General features: G+C 48.5%; 22 protein-coding genes. 12 read left to right on the top strand and 10 right to left on the bottom strand.

Annotation, left to right across the window (positions count from 1 at the left end):
* Window positions 1-2 precede the first annotated feature (2 nt).
* Window positions 3-2,504: an AsmA-like C-terminal region-containing protein gene (locus tag J7619_RS24215; protein WP_291204886.1), complete on the bottom strand. Its 2,502-nt coding sequence runs from the start codon at window positions 2,502-2,504 to the stop codon at window positions 3-5.
* Between the two features lie 211 nt (window positions 2,505-2,715).
* On the opposite strand from J7619_RS24215, the gene lysS reads away from it, so the two are divergent.
* Window positions 2,716-4,431 carry a lysine--tRNA ligase gene (lysS, locus tag J7619_RS24210; RefSeq protein WP_291204883.1) on the top strand — a complete coding sequence of 572 codons (1,716 nt, stop codon included), beginning with the start codon at window positions 2,716-2,718 and terminating at the stop codon, window positions 4,429-4,431.
* A 64-nt stretch (window positions 4,432-4,495) separates the two neighbouring features.
* Here the strand turns inward: lysS and J7619_RS24205 are convergent, their stop codons facing one another.
* Complete coding sequence (locus J7619_RS24205; RefSeq protein ID WP_015813455.1) at window positions 4,496-4,690, bottom strand: cold-shock protein; 195 nt, start codon at window positions 4,688-4,690, stop codon at window positions 4,496-4,498.
* A 352-nt stretch (window positions 4,691-5,042) separates the two neighbouring features.
* Between J7619_RS24205 and J7619_RS24200 the strand changes: the two genes are divergently transcribed.
* Window positions 5,043-5,264: a PspC domain-containing protein gene (locus J7619_RS24200; RefSeq protein ID WP_015813454.1), complete on the top strand. Its 222-nt coding sequence runs from the start codon at window positions 5,043-5,045 to the stop codon at window positions 5,262-5,264.
* On the opposite strand, the gene J7619_RS24195 is transcribed toward J7619_RS24200, so the two are convergent.
* The 4 genes from J7619_RS24195 to J7619_RS24180 form a co-directional block, all read right to left on the bottom strand.
* On the bottom strand, window positions 5,245-6,273 hold the full coding sequence (locus tag J7619_RS24195; protein ID WP_291204880.1) for a glycosyltransferase family 2 protein: 1,029 nt from the start codon (window positions 6,271-6,273) through the stop codon (window positions 5,245-5,247). The two genes, J7619_RS24200 and J7619_RS24195, sit on opposite strands and share 20 nt — an antisense overlap.
* 11 nt (window positions 6,274-6,284) lie before the next feature.
* Window positions 6,285-6,632, bottom strand: a complete 348-nt coding sequence (locus J7619_RS24190) for a YbaB/EbfC family nucleoid-associated protein (protein WP_211302183.1) — start codon at window positions 6,630-6,632, stop codon at window positions 6,285-6,287.
* A gap of 55 nt (window positions 6,633-6,687) precedes the next feature.
* Window positions 6,688-8,610, bottom strand: coding sequence for a gliding motility-associated C-terminal domain-containing protein (locus J7619_RS24185; RefSeq protein ID WP_291204873.1), 1,923 nt, complete (start codon window positions 8,608-8,610; stop codon window positions 6,688-6,690).
* Window positions 8,611-8,796: 186 nt separating this feature from the next.
* Window positions 8,797-10,767 carry a gliding motility-associated C-terminal domain-containing protein gene (locus tag J7619_RS24180; RefSeq protein WP_291204870.1) on the bottom strand — a complete coding sequence of 657 codons (1,971 nt, stop codon included), beginning with the start codon at window positions 10,765-10,767 and terminating at the stop codon, window positions 8,797-8,799.
* A 184-nt stretch (window positions 10,768-10,951) separates the two neighbouring features.
* On the opposite strand from J7619_RS24180, the gene J7619_RS24175 reads away from it, so the two are divergent.
* From J7619_RS24175 to J7619_RS24165, 3 genes are read left to right on the top strand one after another with little or no spacing between them, the layout of a single operon-like run.
* Window positions 10,952-12,205, top strand: a complete 1,254-nt coding sequence (locus tag J7619_RS24175) for a bifunctional 3,4-dihydroxy-2-butanone-4-phosphate synthase/GTP cyclohydrolase II (RefSeq protein WP_291204867.1) — start codon at window positions 10,952-10,954, stop codon at window positions 12,203-12,205.
* Window positions 12,202-12,630, top strand: a complete 429-nt coding sequence (locus J7619_RS24170) for an N-acetyltransferase (RefSeq protein ID WP_291204864.1) — start codon at window positions 12,202-12,204, stop codon at window positions 12,628-12,630. The genes J7619_RS24175 and J7619_RS24170 overlap by 4 nt, the downstream gene beginning before the upstream one ends.
* 42 nt (window positions 12,631-12,672) lie before the next feature.
* A complete protein-coding gene (locus J7619_RS24165) occupies window positions 12,673-13,650 on the top strand; it encodes a bifunctional heptose 7-phosphate kinase/heptose 1-phosphate adenyltransferase (protein WP_291204861.1) in 978 nt (325 codons plus the stop codon).
* Window positions 13,651-13,673: 23 nt separating this feature from the next.
* On the opposite strand, the gene J7619_RS24160 is transcribed toward J7619_RS24165, so the two are convergent.
* Complete coding sequence (locus J7619_RS24160) at window positions 13,674-14,654, bottom strand: DUF6268 family outer membrane beta-barrel protein (RefSeq protein ID WP_291204859.1); 981 nt, start codon at window positions 14,652-14,654, stop codon at window positions 13,674-13,676.
* A gap of 56 nt (window positions 14,655-14,710) precedes the next feature.
* Window positions 14,711-16,240, bottom strand: a complete 1,530-nt coding sequence (locus tag J7619_RS24155) for a hypothetical protein (protein ID WP_291204856.1) — start codon at window positions 16,238-16,240, stop codon at window positions 14,711-14,713.
* 52 nt (window positions 16,241-16,292) lie between these two features.
* On the opposite strand from J7619_RS24155, the gene J7619_RS24150 reads away from it, so the two are divergent.
* Window positions 16,293-17,291 carry a polysaccharide deacetylase family protein gene (locus tag J7619_RS24150; RefSeq protein ID WP_291204852.1) on the top strand — a complete coding sequence of 333 codons (999 nt, stop codon included), beginning with the start codon at window positions 16,293-16,295 and terminating at the stop codon, window positions 17,289-17,291.
* 67 nt (window positions 17,292-17,358) lie between these two features.
* On the opposite strand, the gene J7619_RS24145 is transcribed toward J7619_RS24150, so the two are convergent.
* Together J7619_RS24145 and lpdA are read right to left on the bottom strand one after the other, a co-directional pair.
* The gene (locus J7619_RS24145; RefSeq protein WP_291204850.1) at window positions 17,359-17,964 is read right to left on the bottom strand and encodes a nucleotidyltransferase; all 606 of its coding nucleotides are present in this window, start codon (window positions 17,962-17,964) and stop codon (window positions 17,359-17,361) included.
* A gap of 112 nt (window positions 17,965-18,076) precedes the next feature.
* A complete protein-coding gene (gene lpdA / locus J7619_RS24140; protein ID WP_291204847.1) occupies window positions 18,077-19,474 on the bottom strand; it encodes a dihydrolipoyl dehydrogenase in 1,398 nt (465 codons plus the stop codon).
* 257 nt (window positions 19,475-19,731) lie between these two features.
* Between lpdA and J7619_RS24135 the strand changes: the two genes are divergently transcribed.
* The 6 genes from J7619_RS24135 (at window position 19,732) to J7619_RS24110 (ending at window position 23,942) form a co-directional block, all read left to right on the top strand.
* A complete protein-coding gene (locus J7619_RS24135; RefSeq protein WP_291204844.1) occupies window positions 19,732-20,091 on the top strand; it encodes a four helix bundle protein in 360 nt (119 codons plus the stop codon).
* 130 nt (window positions 20,092-20,221) lie between these two features.
* Window positions 20,222-21,296, top strand: a protein-coding gene (prfB, locus tag J7619_RS24130) for a peptide chain release factor 2 (RefSeq protein ID WP_291204840.1) whose coding sequence is annotated in 2 segments (ribosomal slippage) — window positions 20,222-20,281 and window positions 20,283-21,296 — 1,074 coding nt in all. Because the reading frame shifts where the segments join, the coding sequence is not laid out codon by codon here.
* A gap of 103 nt (window positions 21,297-21,399) precedes the next feature.
* Window positions 21,400-21,591: a hypothetical protein gene (locus tag J7619_RS24125; protein WP_291204837.1), complete on the top strand. Its 192-nt coding sequence runs from the start codon at window positions 21,400-21,402 to the stop codon at window positions 21,589-21,591.
* Window positions 21,584-21,847: a type II toxin-antitoxin system RelE/ParE family toxin gene (locus J7619_RS24120; RefSeq protein ID WP_291204834.1), complete on the top strand. Its 264-nt coding sequence runs from the start codon at window positions 21,584-21,586 to the stop codon at window positions 21,845-21,847. The genes J7619_RS24125 and J7619_RS24120 overlap by 8 nt, the downstream gene beginning before the upstream one ends.
* Entirely contained in the window at window positions 21,840-22,634 is a 795-nt protein-coding gene (locus J7619_RS24115; protein WP_291204831.1) for an alpha/beta fold hydrolase, read from the top strand. Before J7619_RS24120 ends, J7619_RS24115 begins: the two co-directional genes overlap by 8 nt.
* Window positions 22,635-22,658: 24 nt before the next feature.
* Window positions 22,659-23,942 carry an MFS transporter gene (locus tag J7619_RS24110; protein WP_291204828.1) on the top strand — a complete coding sequence of 428 codons (1,284 nt, stop codon included), beginning with the start codon at window positions 22,659-22,661 and terminating at the stop codon, window positions 23,940-23,942.
* The last annotated feature ends 42 nt before the right edge of the window (window positions 23,943-23,984 follow it).

The raw sequence follows: 23,984 nt of genomic DNA, 5'->3' as shown, positions 1-23,984 counted from the left end.
CGTCATCGCTCGATATCTTCCAATTTTTTGACCTCAGACTCGTCGTCCTTAGACTTATCCTTCTTTTTTCTGCGGAAGGCGAGTTTGATATTCACCTCTCCGTTTTCATCGACCGCCCTGAGGAATATTTTAGAACCTTCCCGCTTTTCGGGATTGTTGGGATCCAAAACGTAGGTTGAGTCGCGCTTTTTCAGGTTACTAAGCGGAATCTGAATGTTGATGTCGGTTTTATTCCCGAAACTGTAAATGCCGTCAATATAGAGCGTCAGTACGTTGGATTCAATTTCCATCGGCGCTATTTCTACCTCCTGTCCATTGAGTCTGAAATCGTTACGGATCGGGGCAAATTTGACGCGTTCGAAATTCCGCCTTTTGAAAATCAACTTTTTCATCTTCATAAACGGCTCGAAGTTGATAATGTAAGCATTCGTCAAATCGATCCTCAGCAAACCTTTCATGCTCGCTGGTACCAGCTTCACATTATTGTTAAGGGTAGATTCAAAGTTAAAATCGGTGTTGAGCAGGCCTTTCAGGTTTTGATGCGTCAGCGTTTTTTGGCCAAAATTGTCGAAGGAGTAAAAAACGGAATGTACATCCGCATTCGCGATCTTTCCGCGGACGGCCATATGCGGTAGTTTCCCTGATCCCGCATTATCCATTTCACCGGAGAGCCGGACATTTCCTCCCCCGAATGCTTTTAAGGTAAAGTACTCGATGTGCACTTCATTGTTAGTGATTCTGAGCTGGCCTTTCACGTCGTGCCCCGTAAAATGTCGGTACTGTAACCTCCTGGCGTCGAGCTTAGCTACGATTTCCATCTTATCGATTGCATTATCGAGCAATTCAGAAAGTTTGAGCGATTTCCTGGCTTTGGGCTTGCTGTTACCTTTTGCGGCCAGTAATGTTTCCAGCCAGTTGAGTTGCCAGTCGGGAATATTGATATCCACGTTCGCGCGCAGCGGCTTGGGCGAGCCAAAGAGGTAGGGAATAAGGTCCAGCAATGTCCCGCGTACAAACAGCATGTTCTGCCCGTCGTAAAACCGCAGATTAGGCATCACCATCACTTTTTCATTGAACGTCAGATCGCCGTTGATTTTACTGACCCTTACCTTTTGGGGAAGATAATCCATCGCGATGTTTTTGAGCGAAATCCTGCCCGATACTTTACCGTCAAAATTGTCCTTACTGGCATTATAGAACTTTCTCAGGTTGCCGCTGAAATGAAAGTCAATCCTCGCAGAGCCGTTTTTGAAACGATAACGTCCGGGATCCAGCAACGCGCCCATATTGGTTGAATCGGCTTCGATGCGACCGTCTATATCGGCCCGCGGATTTCGGAAGTTATTGACAACCAGCTTGAATGCAAATGGTATGGTCTCAAAAAAGCCCGTGATCTTGGGCGCTATCAGCCTCGAATTGAAGACGTCGGCCAGTTTGGTCGTGTCTGCCCTGTTGGTAAACGTACCAGAGGCCTTCATTTTGCGCAGGACACCTACCGGCAGGTTATACCGGAAAGTGTCTGTTTCAAAATGCACATCTACCTGCGGTTTGAGCCCCGGCCGACCCAAAATCCCGGCGACCTTGACCTGCGTATCCACATTCGTCTGGATCCCGATCGAGTCAATCTGCTTTTGCAGCCGTTGGTTCAGCAAAGGCAATGCATTTTTCACCGCGATTCCCTTTGCATCGAAATTGAGGTGGAATACTTTGATGGTATCCGAAAAATCGAAGACGCCATTAATTCCGATCTTGTCGTGCGTTGCGCTTTCGAGGGTTGAAGGATAAATTTTCAGCTTCTTTTCACCCTCATCATAACCCAATGCCAAAGCGAGCGTCGTTTCCTGGTTCATCAAAAAACCACCCTTTTCAACCCTGAATGTCAACCCATTGAAAAGCACAGCGCCGGTAAAACTGGCATTCGTGCTCGAATCGGTCCGCTCAATGATATTCGTCGCATCGTGAAAAAGCGCCCCGTAATATTTTTCCTTCACCGAGTCGGAATACGCAACAGCGAAGTTGAGAAAGCGGATGTTCCCTAGCTTTTTGAGAATCTCGTTCGGGTCCTTTTTTTGCTGCCCCTTTTTCTTTTGCGCTTCGGATTTGAAAATGGAAGCATTGGAATACCCATTTCGCTGAACAAACATTTTGAGGGCACCGTCTTCCAACACCAGGTTTTTTACCTGTACGTCGCCTGACAGGACGCGCTGGAGATCGAGCGCGACGTGGATTTTACCAGCCTCAAGAAACGGTTTATGGTGAACGTTGTACAGCGTGTCGGTCAGCTTTACGTCGTATAATGTGAAGTTCAGTCCCAACCCGCCGTAGAATGGCCTGAATTTAAAATCAGCTATTTCAAGGTTTCCGTTAAGGTTTTCATTGATCAGCTCCTTTGCCTTCAGAAAGAGCTCATCCCTGTTCTTATAAACCCAGAGTTCCACAGCCCCGAAAAGTAAAGCGCAAACCAGAGCGACGATACCAATGATTTTTAAGACCTTCTGAGACATCTAACGAAGAGGTTTATCGCTGTTGATGAAATAGGAACAATTCGCTCCGATCTACAATATAAGCAAGACATTAATAGCGTGCCAGAAATAATGTCCCACCGGCCATTGCAGTATCTTAACGGCCGCTTTACTCGCTATTCAGGACAAAATGTAGTAGTTTTGCGCACTCTTTTGGAATACCTACTTCCATTTACCAATCCATTGCTGTAAGATGCTACTGAGCGAACAGGAAATACTGCGCCGTCAAAAACGCGAGGAACTCATGCGAATGGGCATTGAGCCTTATCCAGCGGAAGAATTTGTCGTAAACGCCTACGCGGCCGACATTCTCAAAAACTACGAAAACAACAAGATCGACTATAAAAACGTGACGATGGCCGGCCGGCTCATGGGCTTCCGCATTATGGGAAGCGCTGCATTTGCCGAGTTTCAGGATGCCACCGGACGTATCCAGCTGTACTTCCGCCGTGACGATCTCTGTCCGGGCGAAGACAAGACATTGTACAACACCGTTTTCAAGAAACTGCTCGATATCGGTGATATTATCGCCGTACAAGGATTTGTTTTCACTACCCAAACCGGTGAGATTTCCGTGCACGTGCAGGAGTTCAAGATATTGAACAAATCACTCCGTCCATTGCCGGTCGTGAAACGCGACGAGGATGGAAATGTTCACGACGGCTTTACCGATCCGGAACTGCGTTACCGCCAGCGTTACGTGGACCTGATCGTGAACCCGGAAGTGCGTGATATATTCATCAAACGCGCCCGGATCATCACGACCATGCGCTCATATTTTGATGCCAATAACTGGCTCGAAGTAGAAACACCGGTGTTGCAATCCATTCACGGGGGCGCGGCCGCACGCCCGTTCACGACGCACCACAACGCGCTCGACCTGGGCCTGTACCTGCGTATCGCGACGGAGCTTCATTTGAAACGCCTCATTGTAGGTGGTTTTGAAGGGGTTTATGAGTTTGGGAAACTGTTCCGCAACGAAGGAATGGACCGTACCCACAATCCGGAGTTTACCACCGTGGAGCTTTATGTAGCTTACAAGGATTACCTCTGGATGATGAATATGACCGAGGAAGTGCTCGAAAAAGTAGCACTGGCTGTGAATGGCACTACCAAGGCGAAATTCGGGGATGTGGAACTGGATTTTGCAGGCCCTTATCCGAGATTGAGCATCACCGATGCGATCAAGCAATATACCGGTCTCGACGTGGAAGCGCTCGACGAAGTCGCGATCCGTGAGCAATGCCGGGCGTGGGGAATGGAAGTGAACGAAAGCATGGGCAAAGGCAAGCTGATCGATGAAATTTTCGGAGAGAAAGTGGAATCGAACATCATCCAACCTACTTTCATCATCGATCACCCGGTTGAAATGTCGCCGCTGACTAAGAAGCACCGCACCAAAAAAGGCATGGTGGAACGTTTCGAGCTGTTTGTCAATGGCCGCGAGGTAGCCAATGCTTATTCCGAGCTTAACGACCCGATCGAGCAGAAAGAGCGCTTTGAAGATCAGCTTCGCCTGAAAGAAAAGGGCGACGACGAGGCCATGGAGATGGACGATGACTTTATCCGCTCACTGGAATACGGCATGCCGCCAACCGCAGGTATCGGTATCGGTATCGACCGCCTTACTATGTTGCTTACGGACAACGCCAGCATTCAGGAAGTAATTTTCTTCCCGCAAATGCGTCCTGAAAAAAAGGCGGAGATCGCGAAAGAATCGGATTACGTAACTGCGGGCGTACCCGCAGTGTGGGTACCGGCGTTGCAGAAGATGAATATCCTGACGATCGAGCAACTGAAAAGTGCAAATCCGAACAAGATTTTCAATGATTTGGGAGGGATGCGCAAGAAGCTCAAAATAGATGAAAAAATGCCTCTGCTGGACGATGTGAAGTCCTGGGTGGAATAGCTTATAAATTAAAAATGCCGCTCCACTAGCGGCATTTTTAATTTCTCTTGCAAAAAAAATACAATTATATCTTTTTTACCTGCACAGCGTTAAGTCCTTTTTTTCCTTCAACGACTTCGTATTCTACTTGGTCATTTTCACGGATAGTAAGTCCTCCCAATCCTGTCACATGGACAAAAATGTCCTTTTTTGTGTCGTCTTCCACGATGAAGCCGTATCCCTTAGCTTCATTGAAAAATTTTACAGTACCTGTTGGCATAATAGTTGAAATAAAAAAATTGAAATAAGGTGAAAATACAGAAGATATGTAGGCGTTTCAGTTAAAAGTCGAAATGGCTATACCAAATAATTGAGGGAGGCTCAACGCATTAGCAAAAGAAATTTTGGAAAATCTTCCGAAGACATCTTGATTATAATGAACAACTTACAAATTCTTCAATCACAAAGAAACAAAAATTGTTTGTAAAACAATTTATTTGATTAAAGAATTTGAAAATTTAACGAGCAAGCGGTATTTTGCCTTTTTGGCTCATTTAAAGCAAATTTCACACGGCAGAATTGCATATTCGGGTGAAAATCGCTAATTATGAGGCAATTATCAAAAAGCAGGTATGAACAAGTTTAGGTATTTCGTTGAAAACCAAATATTTGGAGTTTGTGCGGAACTAGGAGAAAAGCTCAACTTCCCGGCGAGCAGTATCAGGAAATACTTCATCTACGCCACTTTCATGACCTTCGGTTCACCCATTATCCTGTACCTCGTACTGGCCTTTTGGATGGAGTTGCACCAGCATTGGCGCCGGCATAACAGCCCTACAATCTGGGAGCTTTAATGGGCTCGATGCCTGTAAGCTGGCCGAATTTGTGTTTCCCCAGCATAAAATATTCCCACACAACACTTCTGTAGTAAAGCGGTGCCCTGTACCGGGTCCGTGGTGTTTTCCGGGTTAACTCGGGGATCATGGCGTAAAATGCAAAGTGCGCCCTTACAATCGCCAAAACGTCGGGCCATGCTCCGGTAGCCATAAACCGCACGCTGGAAATACCGTCGAGCACCAACCTGATGAGCACCGTCTTCCACCTACGGCCCTTCGGCAGGTTTTTGAAGAGCATAATCAGGTTGTTACGGTAGTTCAGAAATGTCTTCTTCGGATTGGATTTGTGCAGGGTCCCCCCACCCACGTGGTAAACCGTCGATTTGCCGCAATAGGTAATGCGGAACCGCATATTAAGCAACCTCCAGCAAAGGTCTATTTCCTCCATATGGGCAAAAAACGATTCGTCGAAGCCCGATGCCGCATGAAATGCCGATGAACGTACAAAAAGGCAGGCGCCCGTGGCCCAAAACACATCCTTTTCATCGTCGTACTGGCCGAGATCTTCTTCCCGGGTATCGAAAATGCGCCCCCGGCAGAAAGGATAACCGAGGTAATCCATGTATCCGCCTGCCGCACCCGCGTACTCGAAGTGGGTAGGCAGGTCGTATGCGCGTATTTTAGGTTGGCAGGCAGCGATAAGCGGGTCCGACTCCATGAATGCGATTACGGGGGCGATCCAGTTTTCGGTTACCTCGATATCGGAATTGAGCAGAATGTAATAGTCTGCCTGAATGCGACGCAGCGCATCGTTATAACCTCCCGCATAGCCCTTGTTTTCACTGATCGTGAGTGTGTTCAGTTCCGGATAATGCGTATTCAGCCATTCGAGCGAATGATCTGTTGAAGCGTTATCGGCAATCCAGATCGCATGGCTTCCGGAATGTTCGATGACTTTTGGAAGGAATTTTTCGAGATAATGCTGACCGTTATAATTCAGGATTACAATCGCAACAGAGGGAGTCATTCGGTATTCGGTTATTTCATAAAGCTGCCCAAATCCAACCCTGGAATATTGGGGAGCACTCCATCCGTTACCTTTTGCAGATGTTGTTGAATTTTGGATTCGATATTCTCATTGGCTTTATTGACTGCCGCCACAATGAGGTCTTGCAGCATTTCCTTATCATCGGCATTGATGATGTCTTTATCAATGTCCAGGCTGAGCAATTTTCTTTTTCCATCGACGGTAGCCTTCACCATCCCCCCACCCGATTCGGCGGTTTCGGTGATGTACACCAGTTGCTCCTGTGCTTCTTTCATACGCGACTGAAGGTCCTTCATTTTGCCCATGAGGCCCATCATGTCCGCCATATTTCCAAACATAGCTGTACTTATTAAGTTTAAACCTTGAAAAAACTTATTTTACGGAAATAGTTCCTCACCGTAAAAGCATAAAAGTACCGCTTTTTTCAACAGTTTGATTGATGTCGTCGACGAAAGTCATCTTGTAGTAGTAGTAACCCACGGGCGCATTGGTCCCTTTGAAAGTTCCGTCCCAACCCTTGGTAATGTCGTCAGAGTGGAAAACGACCACTCCCCAGCGGTTCATGACCGACAATTCGAACGATTGCAGCTGTTCCGATTTCGCTTCCAGGATGTCGTTGAAGCCGTCGCCGTTGGGGGTAAAAGCGTCGGGAACGAATACGCCGGCGCTGCGCCGATAGTTGATAATATTCGACAAACTCTCGAAATCGCCGTCAACGGTGGTGGCCCTGATCAGGAAGTTGTATTCCAGATCGCTCTGGTTATTGAATTTCGCTGTGTAACGTAAATTTTTCTGAACCGGAATTTCTTCCGCGGTACCGGCAGAACCCGTCTGCACGACGGTATACCCTTCAAACCCGCCCAGAATAGGCGCTTCGGCCGTCCAGTTGAGGGTTGTGAGGTTTTTGGTGAGAAGAATGGTACATATTGGTTCGGAAACCGGCACTTTCTGTCCGCACGAGTTTTCGTAGCTCATGCGATAGCAGTACGACAATTCGCTCGTTTTGGCAGCATTGTCGACGTACGAATTCTCATTATATAGTGTAATGATCTTCTTAAAAAGCGTGCTGCCTGCTTCTGCACGTTCGATCGACAGTTCGTAAGTGGTGTTCGGGCCTGCACCGGGGACGTCGGCTTTGATCGCCACGCTGGCCCCGTCCAGTACCGAAACCGAGCCGCCCGTCAACGGCTTGGCGCTGCCTGTTTCCACTTTAAGACCCACAGCAGCCGAAGTGGAAGTAGCTGTCTTTAACTTCGCAACAACTTGATATTCTGCAAATGTGCCGCATTCAACATCATTATCGTCATAGCTCGTCTCGCCGATGCCGGTAAAACTCTTAATGACGGTTCCGTCGCGAAGCAGGTCATAGCCGTCGAATTGCGCAGCATCGGGATATTGATTCCATTTCAAAGTGTTGGTACCATCGGTAGATGTTCCGGTCAATACCATTGTACTGAGCGGCTGTGTTTCGGTGCTGCCGGCACAAAGGTCTTCGGACGACAACCTTACTTTGTAGCTCTGAGTGGTATTTAGTCCTTTAATATCGTAAGGCTGTGTGCCACCCGTCGATCGCTTTCCGGAAGTGGTGTATGAAGTTCCGTCAGTGCTATATTGAATGTTCGTGGGAATCCCTGTGACCCCCTTGTAGGTCAGCCTGATCGTACCGTCGCTACGCATTTCTACGGCACTCATTTGGATTTCATTCAGTTGCGGACGTTCGAATTTAATGGGTACATTGACTGTAACACCTTTATCGCAGGCTTTTCCAGCCCCATATAAACCCGTGATCATCACCGTCGGACTAGAAGCGACGCTTGCATAATTGTGCACCAATTCAAGCGACGCTCCCTTCTGCCATTTTGTGGTTTCTCCGTCGCCCCATTTTATTTCAACCTCATCGTAAGCACTAAGTATAGCATCATTTGTCAGAAGCATAATAATCTTACCGCCACCGCAGGAAGAATACGTAGAGGCAATACCTCTGGTTTCACTTACCTTCACCGTTTTACATGCATATACCCTACCAGTACTTATCGCAGCTTGCTGCAAAAGAATGTATGTACCAGGAAGATTATAGGTAGCGGTTGACACTTCTACGAAGCTGGGGTTCAGAGACTTACCATCATAGCCGCCATTGTATCCAAGCAAAATAGGGTTGGGAACTGTATTTGTGATTTTAACTGTCAAAGGCGCGCAACCTTCGTACTTATCAAGCTCAAAGCCACCGCCGCCGCGGTCACACAGCCCCTGTCCATACGAAGCAAGCGTTGAAAGTATAAGAAAAAAGAAAGAGAAGGAAAGTAATGTTATTCTCATAAGTGTGGCATATTTAACCCTGACTTTTTTTCAAAGACGATAGATAGAACAATAAGTTTCCGGAATCATAACGAATTCAAAAACGCAATAGCAAAAATAAGCTATTTAGGGGTGGCAGTAACGCGTAACTATTAAACGGGCATATTAAAAAAGTATTATCCCGAGGGATACAGTCTTGAAAAAATCCTATCTTATTAGGAGAAAGCTCCCATTTTTGACCACTGTCTGGCCGGAGGCATTGGTCGCTTCGATTTTGTAGAGGTAATAACCGCCCGGTGCTTTGCCGGTTTTGATGTTGCCGTCCCAGCCGTCGGTAATATTGTCGGAATGGTAAACCACTTCGCCCCAGCGGCTGAAAACAGACATCTTGAAATCCTTCACAAAATAGGCTTTCACTTCGAAACGCTCGTTGTAGGCATCCCCATTCGGCGTGAAGGCATCAGGAATCAGGAGAATGGCTTCGCTTCTGAAATTCAGCAAATTAGATAAACTGGTATAGTTGCCCGATTTGGCCTCAATCCGGTAGCTGAACTCCGATTGAGATGCCAGATCGAGCGTGTGGCTGGTGGCAAGCCCTTTGGGTGTTTCATTGATCAGATTGCCTCCCTCGTCGACCTGTTGAAGATTGTAGCTGTCGACATTACTGATGAATGGCGTATCGCCGGTCCAGACGATGTCCGGAGTATTCGTTTTCAGCAAAATCGAGCAAACGGGCTTGCTGAACGACAGAGATTTCATTTTACAGGCATTCTCGTACTGGAAACGGTAGCAATAGGAATTTTGCGAGGTATTTACATTCGTATCATCCCATTGCAGGCTCTGGTTGTTTGCCGGTGAAACCAGTTCGAAATTCGAACCGCCTAGCAATGCCCGCTCCACAATCAGATTATACCCACTCGTGATCCCTTCACCCGAAAGCTCGACTTTGGTTGTAATCGTATTATCGTCCTTCACAGTAACCAGCGCATTGGTAATATCGTCCGGTTGAGCGGTTGTAGGTTTAAGTTCGATAGGGGCAGAATAAGAACGGACGTCATTCTTGATGATGGTGACGATCTCGTATCGATAAGTATTCCCGCATTTGACATCAGTATCTTCATACGAACGCTTGTTTGGAGTGGTGAAAATCACCGCGCCGTTGCGTTTCAACTGAAATTCTACCTCTCCATCGGTATTAGGCTCTGTTTCCCACTCAAGGGAAATAATTTCATCGAGCGACAACCCTCCCTGTTTGATTGCAATACTGCTTACGATCGGGCTTTTAACGACGTTACCGCAAATGTCCGTCGACCACAACTGAAAGCGATAAACAGTCTTTGGATCCAGCAAAGGCACCGACGCTGCCTGGGTGCCGCCGGTTTGCCCGCTCTGGTTGGTAAAAATGAAATCTCCGCTTCCCTTGGCGATATAAACCTTGGTTTCGATGCCTTCCATTCCGTCATAAGTGATTTTCGCATTCCCATCTGCCGGCATTTCCACGGTTCTGATCCGGATACTGCTGAGCGATTGCTGCTCAGCCGGCGTTAAAGTGGTGGTAGTTGCCTCTGCACTACACACGCTATTGGTATAGGATCCTTTTAGTGTAATGGCCGGAACGCTGCCGCCCGGAGCGTAGGTATGCTCGAAAAATGCAGTGGTATTTGTTTTTAGATTGATATCTTCTTTTTTGCCGTCACCCCAGTTGATCGTCACCACATCATATGCCTTCGTCACCGGATCGTTGCCCAGCGTGACCCTTACCTTTCCGTTGGGACAAGTAATCAGTTCTCCTTTCGGGCCGCGGGTTTCCTTTACGACCACGTCCTTACATGCGCTGAAACCGGTACCACCGGCGCTGCCGTATTGCAAAATTGTGAAAGTACCCGGTGTCGTGTAGGTAAAGGAGGAATCCTGTGTTGTCTCGCTTAGATTAGGTGGGGTGTTCTGGTTGCGGTCGAAACGGAAAGCATAAGTAAGGCTCTCCGGCTTCGGCACCCGGTTTTTTACATTGACCGTCATCGGTGCGCAACCCATTTCGGGTATTACGGTAAATGCGCCTGTATTCCCGCAAAAGCTTTGCGTAGCTCCCGTCCTCGCACCAGCGCCCTGACCTGAAACTTCCTGCTTAACAAGCGAAAAAATGCCTAGGAGAAATACGATCAGTAGCTTATGTTTCATAGTGAGTAAAGTAGGTTCCCCGCAAGGTGCGCCGGTATGGATTGGCTCCGTTGAAACGGATCATGCAAATCCATTGTTCAATCTGTAACGGACGTTCAAAAATAGAACTTTCGACATTATCAACGTACCTTTGTCAAGTAAAAACGAGTTTTAGTTTAAAACTATTTTTTCATTAACCCGATTAATGAGTAACAATACAAACCCGATTGCGCTGGACTCTATCGAAGACGCCATCGAAGCAATCAAAAGAGGGGAGCTTATCATCGTTGTAGATGACGAGGACCGTGAAAATGAAGGTGATTTTATTTGCGCTGCCGAGCTGGTAACGCCTGAAATAGTCAATTTTATGGCGAGGGAAGGCCGCGGACTGATCTGCGTGCCGATTACCGAAGAGCGTTGCGCCGAACTTGAACTGGAAATGATGGTGGGCAACAACACCGCCCTGCACGAAACGGCATTCACCGTTTCCGTCGACTTGCTCGGGCATGGCTGCACCACGGGGATATCTGCCAGCGACCGTTCCAAAACGATCCAGGCGCTCGTCAGCAAAGATACCAAACCAACCGACCTGGGCCGCCCCGGGCATATTTTCCCCCTGAAAGCCAAAAGAGGCGGGGTGCTTCGTCGTACCGGCCATACCGAAGCGGCGATCGACTTCCCACGTCTGGCGGGATTATCTCCCGCAGGTGTTTTGGTTGAGATTCTGAATGAAGATGGTTCGATGGCGCGGCTACCTCAGCTGCGCGAGATCGCCAACCGCTTCAACTTGAAACTCGTCAGCATCAAAGACCTGATCGAATACCGCCTTCGCGCAGAATCGCTGATCAAACGTGAAATAGGCGTGGATATGCCTACCAAATGGGGCCATTTCGACCTGATCGCCTACCGTCAGATCAACACAGGCGACTTGCACCTGGCATTGGTGAAAGGGACCTGGGAAAAAGACGAGCCCGTGCTCGTACGCGTGCATTCGTCATGTGTGACGGGCGACATTTTCGGTTCGTGCCGCTGCGACTGCGGCCCTCAACTTCACGCTGCCATGGAAATGGTAGATCAGGCTGGTAAAGGTGTGATCGTTTATATGAACCAGGAAGGCCGCGGAATTGGTCTTTTGAACAAGCTAAGGGCCTATAAATTGCAGGAAATGGGCCGCGATACCGTGGAAGCGAATCTTGAACTGGGCTTCCCGATGGATGATCGCGATTATGGGGTGGGCGCGCAGATCTTGCGTGATCTTGAACTTACCAAAATCAAGCTGATTACCAATAATCCCAAGAAACGCGCCGGATTGATCGGCTATGGCCTCGAAATCGTGGATTCCGTAGGAATTGAAATCCCGGCTAACCCGTATAACGAGAAATACCTGCTCACTAAACGTGACAAAATGGGCCACAATCTGAACAATCTGACCATCGTAGGACATAACAAAGGATTATGACGATCAAGACCGTCCAAAACGATGCCGATATTCTTAAATGCCGCGGCGCCATCCAGGCGCTGCGGCCATTCCTGACCGACGACATTTATACAGAGGCCGTAAAGCAAACCCTCGCCGATAACCGGCAGATCATTTTCATTGAAGATGGTAGCCCTGATGCCGCCGCCGTGGCCGTTTTTGAAACCGGTTACAATCTTTTTCGTGGAAAATACATCTACATCGACGATCTTTCGACTTTGCCGTCGCAACGTGGCAAGGGTTATGCAGGAATGCTGCTCGACTGGATTGCGGAATATGCCCGGAACGAAGGGTTCAACGAAATCCATCTCGATTCCGGTGTGAATGCAGCCCGGACGGACGCGCACCGGCTTTATCTCAATAAAAGATTTCAGGTTACCAGCCGGCATTTTGTTGCCAAGGTCTGATTTTTTAATACAGATCTGCCGGCATTTTTAGCACATAACTACATGACAATCGATCAGGTTTTTGAAGCATTTGATACCCTTCGTGTACTGGTAATCGGCGATGTGATGCTCGATTCCTATGTTTGGGGGAAAGTTGAAAGAATATCTCCGGAAGCGCCCGTACCGGTGGTCAATGTTCAAAAAAGGGAATACCGGCTGGGTGGCGCAGGCAATGTGCTGCTGAACGTACAGTCGCTTGGTGCAGAAGCCATTATCTGTTCGGTAATCGGCACCGACAGCCCCGGCGACCTGCTCGAAAACAGCCTGAAAGAAAAAGGATTGAACTGCGAAGGCCTGATCCGCAGCAACGGCCGCATTACCACCATTAAGGAGCGAATTATCGCTGGTTCGCAACAGGTTGTGCGGATCGATACCGAAACCGACAAACCGGTTTCCAAAGCAGAAACCCAACAACTGATCGCGAAGGCCAAGGAGCTGATCCCTTCCTGCCAGGTGATTATTTTTGAAGATTATGACAAAGGCGTGCTCACGCCCGAATCCATCGCTGAAATTACCGCTTTCGCGAACGCTAACGGCGTACCGACTGTGGTTGACCCCAAAAAACGCAACTTCCTCGCCTATAACCACGTCACGCTTTTCAAACCCAACTTGAAAGAGCTCCGCGAAGGGTTGAAAGTGGACTTCAATGTGGATAACCTTGACGAGCTGAAAGCGACCGTCCAGCATTTGAAAGATACGCTTCAAGTCAATGGCGCATTGATCACTCTATCGGAAAGAGGGGTTTTTATTGATTTCAACGACGAAACCCACAAGCTACCGGCGCATATCCGCCAGATCGCCGACGTTTCCGGCGCGGGCGATACGGTGATCAGCATTGCCGCATGCTGCGTGGCATTGGGACTTCCGCCGAAAAGCGTCGCTGCCATTTCCAACCTCGGCGGCGGACTGGTGTGTGAAATGGTCGGCGTAGTACCTATTGACAAGGCATTGTTGAAATCGGAAGCTAAAAAGCTGGTTTAGCTCTCACTTGCGGGCAAAATTCATTACCAGTTAATGCCGCCTTCGCCTAACCCCATTCGCCGCGTAAATCTGGACGACAGCCGCGACCGGCTCGTTATGTAGCGTACGCTCGCGCCTATGTAAGGCGTAGTCGCGGGTGTGTAAGAAGTCAGGTTTTCGCGGGCGCTGTTGAATGTTCGCAATTGCCGGAATGTTGTAACGCCGGCTTCCACCGACACATTCAGCACCGAAAACAAATGCACATTGGCTGCGATACCCGTTTTGATCTGCCTGTAATTTTCACGCCGCAGCGCTTTCTCCTCCGGCGTCTGTACCTGGAAACCACCGCTGTAACCATTGAGACCGGCTAGAAAATCGACATTGAACCACTTGGTAGCTTTGTAGTTGGCATTTACCATAAAAGGCAGCAAGGCCGAAACGCGCCAGTCTTTGCCTAGCCCCTTATTTATCCCTAATACCGGAATGAAACGCAACTTCTGGTTGTAAGCTAACACGGACCCGTACATAAACTGCGTACGAAGACCGAGAATATGCATCCGCGCCGCACCGCCCCAGAAAAATGGTTGCGGGCTGAAAAACGTCTCATTACTTTCCGTCATCCCCAAACCACCGCCATAGACCCAAAGCCGGTCCTTAATGCTGGCCTGCAAACGGATGATACCAAGCGATAACGTTTTGTAACCGTTGGATGGATCATTCTTACCGTCGAAAGTGGGCTGAATCTGTGTGTACTGTGCCAGTGCCACCGTATGCACCGCTCTCAGATCAAACTTTTTACGCAGACTGTAACCAAGCTGCACCTCACTTTGCAAGGGTATTATACCAAAGAAACCGGTGCGGGATACGCCATAGTCCCGTGTTCCGTCGAGACTCGACGGCACGTTATAATCCGCTTTAAGCGTGAGATTGGGATAAAAAAGACGGCTTAATGAGAAATGCTGTGCTTGTGCGGGAACGATCAGGCACAATAGCAGACAGGTTAACAGGTTGCGCGAGTTAGCCATGCAGGAATGTTAGGGGGATGCGTTAAATGTTGGCAAATAACGTGGAAATAATAGGGCTATTGTGCAGCAATCCTTAGCCGCAACTCTTCGTAGCTTATTGAGAGCGGCACGGAGCGCGCAAGTGCATTGGGGCATATTATCTTTTCAACGGCCAATCCTTCACGAGTAATCATTTCATACAACCGTTTTTCCCAGGGGGCAGCGCTTCGTCCCTTTTTGGCATTTCCGAGGTATCCATTCACGTAGATCACCTTTTGGCTGCTCAGGTAATAGCCGGCCTCCCATTTCTCATAGTTAGGGTTAGGGTTTGAGTTAAGCATAAAAATGCGATAGCCATCCTTCTCAAAATCGGTTTCGAAGGAATGCAGTGTACCATCTGAAAGCCGCGCATTCCAGATCGAGTCCTCTTTCGGGTTATACCTGCGCCGTTGATCCTCCGACATAAGTCCCAGTCCTTTGGGATAATATAGCTCTGTGCCGGTGTCAAACAGGCCAGAAAGTGCCTGAACCCAGGAAATTGCCTCTATACCAAAAATATTCCGGATCTTTTTCCCCGGGAATTTCTCATCCAGTGCTTTCCTCATTTTTCCAATAATCTCTTCATTGTAAATGAATCCGGTAAACAGGTCGACAACCTGATTACTTTCTACAACAAGCGTACGCGCACTGCCGGAATGCCACCCGGTTAACTCCATGAGAAAAAGATTATTTCCCATATCGGTAAACCTAAACCTGGCTTTCTCTTCCGGCGTGGGCTCACGGGCAAAGGTCGAATCGGGAAATACCTCATTGATATGACTCCAGGCCAAATTGTACCTGACTGTCACGCCGAAACTGGTACTGGTTTCCTCCAAACCGGACGGCAGCAGCAGGCCGGATATTTTCTTGTAGTTGCTGAAAACATGATTCTCTTGATAATGCACCGGCCCTTTCCCCATCAGCGGATCTGTATCGACCCGTGGAATGACGATCCGTGACACGAGCCGGCTTTCCTTCCCAATCATCACGTCCAGCCATTTTCCGTTAACCTTTACTTGTATTATGTGCTGATCCTCATTCTCCGATACCGTCGCCCCCGTGTAGTGAAGTTCGACCGTATCAGACGCCATGTATTGAAGCATTAACACCGGGTTATTCAACAAAACCGCAGCCATTTTGCCATCGCGAAGCTCCGTCACTGCTCGGCTTGTATCCTGAGCACCTGTTAAACCTATTCGTAGGTTAGCTGCCTTTTTTAAACTCAGATCGGTAAAAGAAATATCCACCAATCGCTCATGCATCGCGACCAGTTCCTGGTCCAGGGTTTCACTCGCACGTTTCATTTCGGTAGCCATCTGCTCTTTGACCGAATCAGGGGCAATACTCATGAGCTCCTCCATCAAATCGCGCATCGGACTGCGTTGCGTTTGTTTTAAAGCATCAGTACCGGGCCGGTCAAAAGTGGTAACGAGTTTAAAACTATTGACTTTTCTACCTCCTGTGGTTTTCAAAAAAGACTTCCTAACGATTTCCTTCGGCGATACATTTTGCCCGTACGATCGGCCTATGTAAAAAAGCAGTAAAAACGCTAGTACGAACTTCTTCATAAGAGGTATAGTCTGTTAATGATCACCGCAAACATAACCAAATAATGAGCTTATGAATAAAGTATTACTGCTATTTGCCGTGCTGTTGTCCGGCAACGTTTTCGCCCAAACAACCGAACCCACCTACGCCGAAAAGCTCGGATACCCAAAAGGCAAAAAGGTCCTCATTATCCACGTCGACGACGTAGGAATGTCCTATGAATCCAACCAGGGGGCTATTAAGGCCATCCGCGAAGGCGTCGCCAATTCACTGAGCGTAATGATGCCCTGCGGCTGGGTACCGGGCTTTGTGCATTACTGGAAAGAAAATAAGGATATCGACGCCGGTCTGCATTTGACGATGACATCGGAATGGAAAGATTATCGCTGGGGGCCGCTCGCCGGCAAAACGAATGTAAAAGGCCTCACCGATACCGAAGGCGCATTGTGGAGAAGCGTGGCGGATGTTGTTAAAAATGCCTCGCCCGATGAAGTGGAAACCGAAATCCGCGCACAACTCGAACGCGCCCGTACGATGGGCTTCGAACCCACACATTTGGACTCGCATATGGGTACGCTATTCGCGACGCCGGAATTTTTGGAAAGGTATCTGAAAGTAGGAATGCAGGAGAAAATCCCGGTCATGTTCCCCGGTGGGCACAATACTGCTATTCGAGGTGAAGAAAAGATGATCGACCAGCAATTCGAAATGACCCAAAAAGTAGGACAGCAACTCTGGGCGGCAGGATTGCCCGTCCTCGACGACCTCGAAAACAGCAGCTATGGCTGGAAGGGCCCCGAAAACGGCGATAAATCCGAGAAGGCATTGCAGAAATACAAAACTGCGAAATACATCGAAGCAATTGGCAAGCTGAAACCCGGTCTCACAATGGTGATCATGCATTGCACGATCCACACCGAAGTTTTCCCACAAATCTCCGACTCCTGGCCCACCCGCGAAGGCGACTTCCTGGCGATGATCGACCCGGAATTAAGAAAGTATATCGAGAAGGAAGGGATTGTGCTGACAACGTGGCGCGAGGCGATGCAGCGTAGGCAGAAGGTGAGGTAGAACTTCGGCTTTCGGCAGTCGGCTTTCAGACTTTTTTTTGAACAACGACAATCCAAACCGCCGCCGACTACGGTTTATCGTTGTTCAATTCTTCCCAAATGCGTTGTAGTTCTTCGACATCCCCGAGATCCTTGTGTCTTGCGGTGGCTTTCTTTTCTGTTATTAAATCGGGTAAATGGAGCACTCGGAAGGGCACCCCGTTATAGTCAGCTACCAGTGCCCTTTCGTAACATGCATCAAAGTCTGTTTCTGCGAAAGCCTTCAAAGCATGTCCCAAATCCAGTTCGAAACCTGATTTTCCAAAACGGACCGACGTCCAGCCGAAAATAAGCGGCATTGTCCTCAGCAGTTCCGCTCCAACCACCTCGTTTTCAACCAATGCGTGAATGAATGCTTCTGTGTTCTCCGGCGTATTGCTTATCCAGAGGTCCATATCCATAGTAGTGCGCACATGCCCGTGGACGACGCCGGCCATTCCACCCACAAGTAGGTATTTGACCTGATGTTTATTGAGACTTTTCAATAGTTGCAAAACATCTCCACTGCTAATGTCCATAGTTCGCCTATTTTTAGAATTCGGATTGGAACGACGCAGGTCTCCCTCCACCTGTTTCAAGCGAATGAATGCTTCCAGATTCTCGGAATATCGCTCGGTTAGTGTATTAGCAGACATAGGAAGTTGAGCAGTGTTTTGAGTAAAAATAAACAATGCCCGGAATAACTCCCGGGCATTGCCATAATCAATATTCCGACAGCCGAAAGCCGACAGCCGAAGTCTTACAATCTTACAAATCAATCGCCTCGCCGTAAGCCGCTTCGGTAGCGCCTTTCAGTGCTTCCGACATGGTTGGGTGCGGGTGGATGGCGCGCATAATCTCGTGAGATGTTGTTTCCAGCTTGCGGGCTACTACTACCTCTGCGATCATTTCGGTTACGTTCGCGCCAATCATGTGGGCTCCGAGGAATTCACCGTATTTCGCGTCGAAAATTACTTTTACGAAACCGTCGGTAACGCCGGCTCCTACCGCCTTACCAGACGCTTTGAACGGGAATTTACCTACTTTGATATCGTAACCAGCTTCTTTCGCTTTTTTCTCGGTGAAACCTACCGATGCGATTTCCGGCTGGCAATAAGTACATCCAGGGATGTTGCCATAATCCAATGCTTCGGTTTTGTGACCTGCGATTTTCTCAGCGCAGATGATCCCCTCGGCTGTTGCCACGTGTGCCAATGCCTGGCCAGGCGTGCAGTCGCCGATCGCGTAGAAGCCAGGAACGCTGGTTTCGTACCATTCGTTGACAACAATTTTACCTTTATCGGTTTTGATACCAGTTTCTTCCAGGCCGATGTTTTCGATGTTAGATACGATACCCGCAGCTGAAAGCACTACGTCTACTTCGAAAGTTTTCTCGCCATCCGGTGTTTTAACGGACACTTTGCAGCCTTTGCCGCTGGTATCCACTTTCTCCACCGAAGAGTTTACCAAAGTTTCGATACCGATCTTCTTGTATTGCTTAGCGATCTCTTTTGAGATCTCTTCATCTTCAACCGGAACCAGGTTAGGAAGGAATTCCACCACGGTAACCTTGGTACCCATGGAGTTATAAACATAAGCGAACTCCATTCCGATCGCGCCGGAGCCGATTACCAGCATGGAAGCAGGCTGTTTTTCAAGGCTCATTGCCTTGCGGTATTCGATGATTTTCTGTCCGTCGAGTTTGATGTTCGGCAATTCGCGTGCGCGTGCGCCTGTTGCGATGATTACTCCTTTTGAAGCACTGTAATCAGTCTTTTTGCCATCCTTGTCAGTTACTTCAACCGTTTTCTGGCCTTTTACTTTACCGGTACCCATAATGACGTCGATCTTGTTCTTTTTCATCAGGAACGACACCCCTTTGCTCATGGTATCAGCCACGCCGCGGCTGCGTTTGATCACCGCTCCGAAATCGGCCGATGAGTCGCTTACATTGATACCGTAATCTTTTGCGTGCTTGATATACTCGAAAACCTGAGCACTTTTCAGCAACGCTTTTGTTGGAATACAACCCCAGTTAAGGCAAATCCCTCCTAAACTTTCTTTTTCAACAATAGCAACTTTAAGTCCTAATTGGGAAGCACGAATGGCTGCGGGATAACCCCCAGGGCCGCTACCAATTACAATCACATCATATGTTTGAGCCATTTTCCGGTATTTTTATTGTACGAAATGGGTTGACAAAATTTTGACGCAAAGGTAACAATTATCGTCAGAAATTGGTCAGGAATTAGTCTGGTCTGGTCAGGAATTAGTCGGGTGTAGTCAAGCCTGGTCAGGAAATAGTCAGATATGGTCAAATGTAGTCAGGAAGTCATTTGTTGTGAAGTTGATAGGCCTATTCTACAAGCCGTTACCAACAAGGGATTCTCGCGTATCAATTCGGTAACAAATCAGCTGCACTCATGAAACTGGAAGAACTACGCGTATACCAGCTGGCAATGCGGATTGGCGACGAAATATGGCGAATTGTGGACGATTGGAGCTATTTTGTGAAAGACGCATTTGGCAAACAACTGATCCGCGCCGCCGATTCTATCGCTGCCAATATCGCCGAAGGCTTTGGAAGATACCATTACAAAGAGCATCTGAACTTCTGCTACTATTCGAGAGGTTCTTTAAAGGAGACGGTAACCTGGCTTACCAAAGCATTAAACAGGAATCTGATTTCTAAGGAAAAATTCACAGAATTGAACCAACTTTGCGAGTTGTTATCCATTAAGCTTAACAACTACATTAAAACAATAGGCAACGGTTCGCGGTGATTCAAGATAAGGACCAGTCACAATAAATGACTATACCTGACAATTCATGACTACTCATGACCCCTCTTGACTACCCCTGACGAAACCTGACAGCGAAGCGTTTATTATTAACTTAAATTCAAAAAATTCAATGACTGCAGAGCAATTGAAAGACTTGAAAGCCCGTGTAGAGGCTTTGGGGAGGTATCTTTGACTACGCTAACCGGAAACAACAGCTAGGACAACTTGAACAGCAGACTGTTCAGCCGGAATTCTGGAACGACTCGACCCGTGCGGAAAAGGTCATGAAGGAGATCCGGGGATTAAAATTCTGGACCAATGGATACGAGGAACTCGCGCGCCTGCGCGACGACCTGGACACGATCTGGGAATTTTATGAAGCCGACGAGGCCACAGAAGAAGAAGTGGACGAAGAAGGCAAAAAACTCGCCGACAAACTGGACGAAATCGAGTTCCGGAAAATGATGGGCGAAGAAGGCGACGAACTGCCTGCCGTGATCGAAATCAATGCGGGCGCGGGTGGTACCGAGTCGCAGGACTGGGCCTCGATGCTCATGCGGATGTACATCATGTGGGCCGAAAAGAATGGTTACAAGGTGCGCCAGGTGGATTTGCAGGATGGCGATGTGGCAGGGGTAAAATCCGTGACCCTCGAAATCGACGGCGAATATGCCTACGGCAACCTGAAATCGGAGAACGGCGTGCATCGCCTCGTCCGTATTTCGCCATTCGACTCGAATGCGCGCCGGCATACGTCCTTCACCTCCGTGTACGTCTACCCGCTCGCGGACGACAACATCGAGATCGAGGTGAATATGGCCGACATTACCTGGGACACCTACCGCTCGGGCGGCGCCGGTGGCCAGAACGTAAACAAGGTGGAAACCGCGGTACGTCTGCACCACAAGCCCTCGGGCATCATCATCGCCTGCCAGCAGGAGCGCTCCCAGCTCATGAACAAAGAGGTGGCGATCCGCTTGCTGAAATCACGCTTGTACCAGATCGAGCTCGAAAAGCGTAACTCGGCCCGCGCCGAAGTGGAAGCTTCGAAACGCAAAATCGAATGGGGCTCGCAAATCCGCAGCTACGTCCTCGACGACCGCCGCGTAAAAGACCACCGCACCGACTACCAGACTTCGAACACCGAAGCGGTGCTGAATGGGGATATTAATGGTTTCATCAAGGCTTATTTGATGGAAGCGTAAAGACAATAAAGACCTCTCAAACGGACTGTTTCAATGAGCAGGGTGTTTGGAGGTCTTTTTGTTTTATCTTAAATTTAATATTATAATCAATCTTCAATGCAACATGATCGGGGTCAGATACAATACCGACGCACAAGGACACAAAACCGAAGTGATTATCGATCTGAAAAAACACGGTCGGATAGTAGAGGATATTTTGGATGCTCTGCTGATGGAGGAGAGAATGAATGAAGAATCAATTCCGTTTGAAGATTTTGTGCAACAACTAAAAGCCGAGGGCAAGTTTGATGAATGATATTTACGAAATCATCATTAGCAATTCTGCCCAAAAAGATATACGAAAACTTGCCGGCCAGGAAGTAAATAAGATCATTCCTGCGATTCGTTCACTTGCTCACGATCCGAGACCATCGGGCTGCAAAAAGTTGGTCAATTCAAAAAACAAATACCGCGTTCGCGTAGGAAATTACAGGGTACTTTACTTCATTGAGGACCAGATCAGGATTGTACAAGTATCGGCAGTAAAACATCGCCGCGAGGCCTATGAATGATCATTCTTCCAAAAGTCTGCCTTTTAACCAACTCGGCTCCGGCCCTCGCATTCTCCTCGCATTCCACGGCATTGGGCAGGACGGCGTATCATGCTTTGCGCCCGGCCTTGGATCCCTCGGCTCGCATTACTCTATCTTCGCATTCGACCTTCCATTTCACGGCGAAAACAGCAACGCGCCATTCGAACTGATCTCAAAAACAGCCTGGAAAGAAAGCATTCAATCCTTTCTAAATCAAAACAACATCACCCGCTTCGACATTACCGGTTTCAGCATTGGCGGGCGATTTGCGCTGGCCACTTTGGAAGCATTCCCTGAAAACATCGATAATGCGTTCCTGATCGCGCCCGACGGCGTGTCCGAGCATCCGATGTACACGCTCGCTACGCGCATTCCGCCTGCGCGATGGGTTTATGGATGGCTCATGCGACATCCCGGCCTGTTCTTCCCCGGCGTGCGTGTGGCGAGGACGTTAAAACTGGCCAGCAAAAGCCTTGTACGGTTTACACAGCAAGTTTTAAATACGCCTGAAAAAAGACAGACCATTTACCGCTCCTGGGTCGCATTCCGGGATCTGCGATTTGATATACCCGCGTTGGTGAAGACCGCGAATGCAAACGGGGTAACGATCTATCTTTTCGCGGGGATTTATGACAGTCTGCTCAAACCCAAAACAGTACATAAACTGGCGGAACTACTTCCCGAAAAACAATACATTGAACTAAAAAGCGGCCACACCCGGCTGGTAGAACACGCAGCCACATGGATTTGCACTTTATTTAAGTAAATTGGGAAAACCTAATCCCGATTTATGGAGCAAACTTTACATAAAGACGATACCGCCTGGCGCCTTAAAGCCATCATCGGCGGCTCAGCAGGTAACCTCGTCGAATGGTACGACTGGTATGCTTACTCCGCATTTTCCCTCTATTTTGCCAATACGTTCTTTCCCGATTCTAATCCGACAGTCCAGCTGATCAATACCGCAGGCATTTTCGCGGTGGGCTTCCTGATGCGACCGATCGGCGGATTTGTATTCGGGAAATTGGCGGATAATCGCGGACGTAAAGTAGCGATGACCGTTTCGGTATTGCTGATGTCGCTTGGCTCGCTGCTGATTGCATTCCTCCCCGGCTATAACAGCATCGGGATTGCGGCGCCGCTGCTGCTGTTGATCGCCCGGTTACTCCAGGGCCTCAGCGTCGGTGGGGAATATGGCACTTCCGCCACGTATCTCAGCGAAGTGGCCACGGAGGAAAAGCGCGGGTTCTTTTCCAGTTTTCAATACGTGACGCTCATCGGCGGGCAGCTAATCGCATTGGGTTTACAACTCATTTTACAGAATATCTTCCTCACCGACCAGCAAATGCACGACTGGGGCTGGCGCATTCCGTTCGTGATCGGTGCGCTATTGTCGCTGGTTGCATTGTACCTGCGCGCTCATTTGAACGAGACAGAAGCATTTCAATCAAAGAAAAAAGAAGGCTCGTTGAAAGAGCTGATGAAACACCCCAAGGCGGTTTTGGTGGTAATAGGCCTTACTTCGGGCGGTACATTGGCGTTTTATACCTACACTACCTATATGCAGAAGTTCCTCGTCAATACGGTGGGTTTGACGAAATACCAATCGACTATCCTCACCTTTTGCTCGCTGTTCATTTTTGCCGCCTTGCAGCCGGTTTTCGGCGCGCTTAGCGATCGGATTGGGCGCCGGCCGCTGTTGATCGGTTTCGGGGTCTTGGGAACGATTTTTACCTATCCTCTCCTTACCACATTGAGCCATACCACTGAAATGTGGCCGGCATTCGGGCTGCTCATGGCCGCGCTGATCATCGTGAGCGGCTATACGTCCATTAACGCGGTGGTGAAAGCCGAGCTCTTCCCCGTGGAGGTGCGGGCGCTGGGCGTAGGACTCCCCTATTCAATTGCCGTGGCGGTTTTCGGCGGGACGGCGGAATACCTTGCATTATGGGCCAAAAACCTGGGGCACGAGACCTGGTACTATTGGTATGTTACGATCTGCGTCTTCATTTCACTGATCGTCTACATCCGGATGAAAGACACTAAACACACTTCCCTGATCGAAAAACATTGATTTTTAGTCTTTAAGATGCTTGGAAAAAAGCCATTTTCTCTT

Origin of the sequence: Dyadobacter sp., assembly GCF_017744695.1 — a bacterium.
Classification (GTDB): Bacteria; Bacteroidota; Bacteroidia; order Cytophagales; family Spirosomataceae; genus Dyadobacter.
Note: the sequence above shows the minus strand (reverse complement) of the source record. Positions and strands in the feature narration are given on the sequence as shown.

Excerpts from the sequence above, each read along its gene's own strand:
- J7619_RS24120 (WP_291204834.1), top strand. The coding sequence starts at position 21,584 with ATGAATGATATTTACGAAATCATCATTAGCAATTCTGCCCAAAAAGAT.
- J7619_RS24165 (WP_291204861.1), top strand. The coding sequence starts at position 12,673 with ATGACAATCGATCAGGTTTTTGAAGCATTTGATACCCTTCGTGTACTG.
- J7619_RS24145 (WP_291204850.1), bottom strand. The coding sequence starts at position 17,964 with ATGTCTGCTAATACACTAACCGAGCGATATTCCGAGAATCTGGAAGCA.
- J7619_RS24150 (WP_291204852.1), top strand. The coding sequence starts at position 16,293 with ATGAATAAAGTATTACTGCTATTTGCCGTGCTGTTGTCCGGCAACGTT.
- J7619_RS24115 (WP_291204831.1), top strand. The coding sequence starts at position 21,840 with ATGAATGATCATTCTTCCAAAAGTCTGCCTTTTAACCAACTCGGCTCC.
- J7619_RS24110 (WP_291204828.1), top strand. The coding sequence starts at position 22,659 with ATGGAGCAAACTTTACATAAAGACGATACCGCCTGGCGCCTTAAAGCC.
- J7619_RS24195 (WP_291204880.1), bottom strand. The coding sequence starts at position 6,273 with ATGACTCCCTCTGTTGCGATTGTAATCCTGAATTATAACGGTCAGCAT.
- J7619_RS24190 (WP_211302183.1), bottom strand. The coding sequence starts at position 6,632 with ATGTTTGGAAATATGGCGGACATGATGGGCCTCATGGGCAAAATGAAG.
- J7619_RS24180 (WP_291204870.1), bottom strand. The coding sequence starts at position 10,767 with ATGAAACATAAGCTACTGATCGTATTTCTCCTAGGCATTTTTTCGCTT.
- J7619_RS24205 (WP_015813455.1), bottom strand. The coding sequence starts at position 4,690 with ATGCCAACAGGTACTGTAAAATTTTTCAATGAAGCTAAGGGATACGGC.
- J7619_RS24200 (WP_015813454.1), top strand. The coding sequence starts at position 5,043 with ATGAACAAGTTTAGGTATTTCGTTGAAAACCAAATATTTGGAGTTTGT.
- J7619_RS24155 (WP_291204856.1), bottom strand. The coding sequence starts at position 16,240 with ATGAAGAAGTTCGTACTAGCGTTTTTACTGCTTTTTTACATAGGCCGA.
- J7619_RS24175 (WP_291204867.1), top strand. The coding sequence starts at position 10,952 with ATGAGTAACAATACAAACCCGATTGCGCTGGACTCTATCGAAGACGCC.
- J7619_RS24135 (WP_291204844.1), top strand. The coding sequence starts at position 19,732 with ATGAAACTGGAAGAACTACGCGTATACCAGCTGGCAATGCGGATTGGC.
- J7619_RS24125 (WP_291204837.1), top strand. The coding sequence starts at position 21,400 with ATGATCGGGGTCAGATACAATACCGACGCACAAGGACACAAAACCGAA.
- J7619_RS24215 (WP_291204886.1), bottom strand. The coding sequence starts at position 2,504 with ATGTCTCAGAAGGTCTTAAAAATCATTGGTATCGTCGCTCTGGTTTGC.
- J7619_RS24185 (WP_291204873.1), bottom strand. The coding sequence starts at position 8,610 with ATGAGAATAACATTACTTTCCTTCTCTTTCTTTTTTCTTATACTTTCA.
- lpdA (WP_291204847.1), bottom strand. The coding sequence starts at position 19,474 with ATGGCTCAAACATATGATGTGATTGTAATTGGTAGCGGCCCTGGGGGT.
- lysS (WP_291204883.1), top strand. The coding sequence starts at position 2,716 with ATGCTACTGAGCGAACAGGAAATACTGCGCCGTCAAAAACGCGAGGAA.
- J7619_RS24170 (WP_291204864.1), top strand. The coding sequence starts at position 12,202 with ATGACGATCAAGACCGTCCAAAACGATGCCGATATTCTTAAATGCCGC.
- J7619_RS24160 (WP_291204859.1), bottom strand. The coding sequence starts at position 14,654 with ATGGCTAACTCGCGCAACCTGTTAACCTGTCTGCTATTGTGCCTGATC.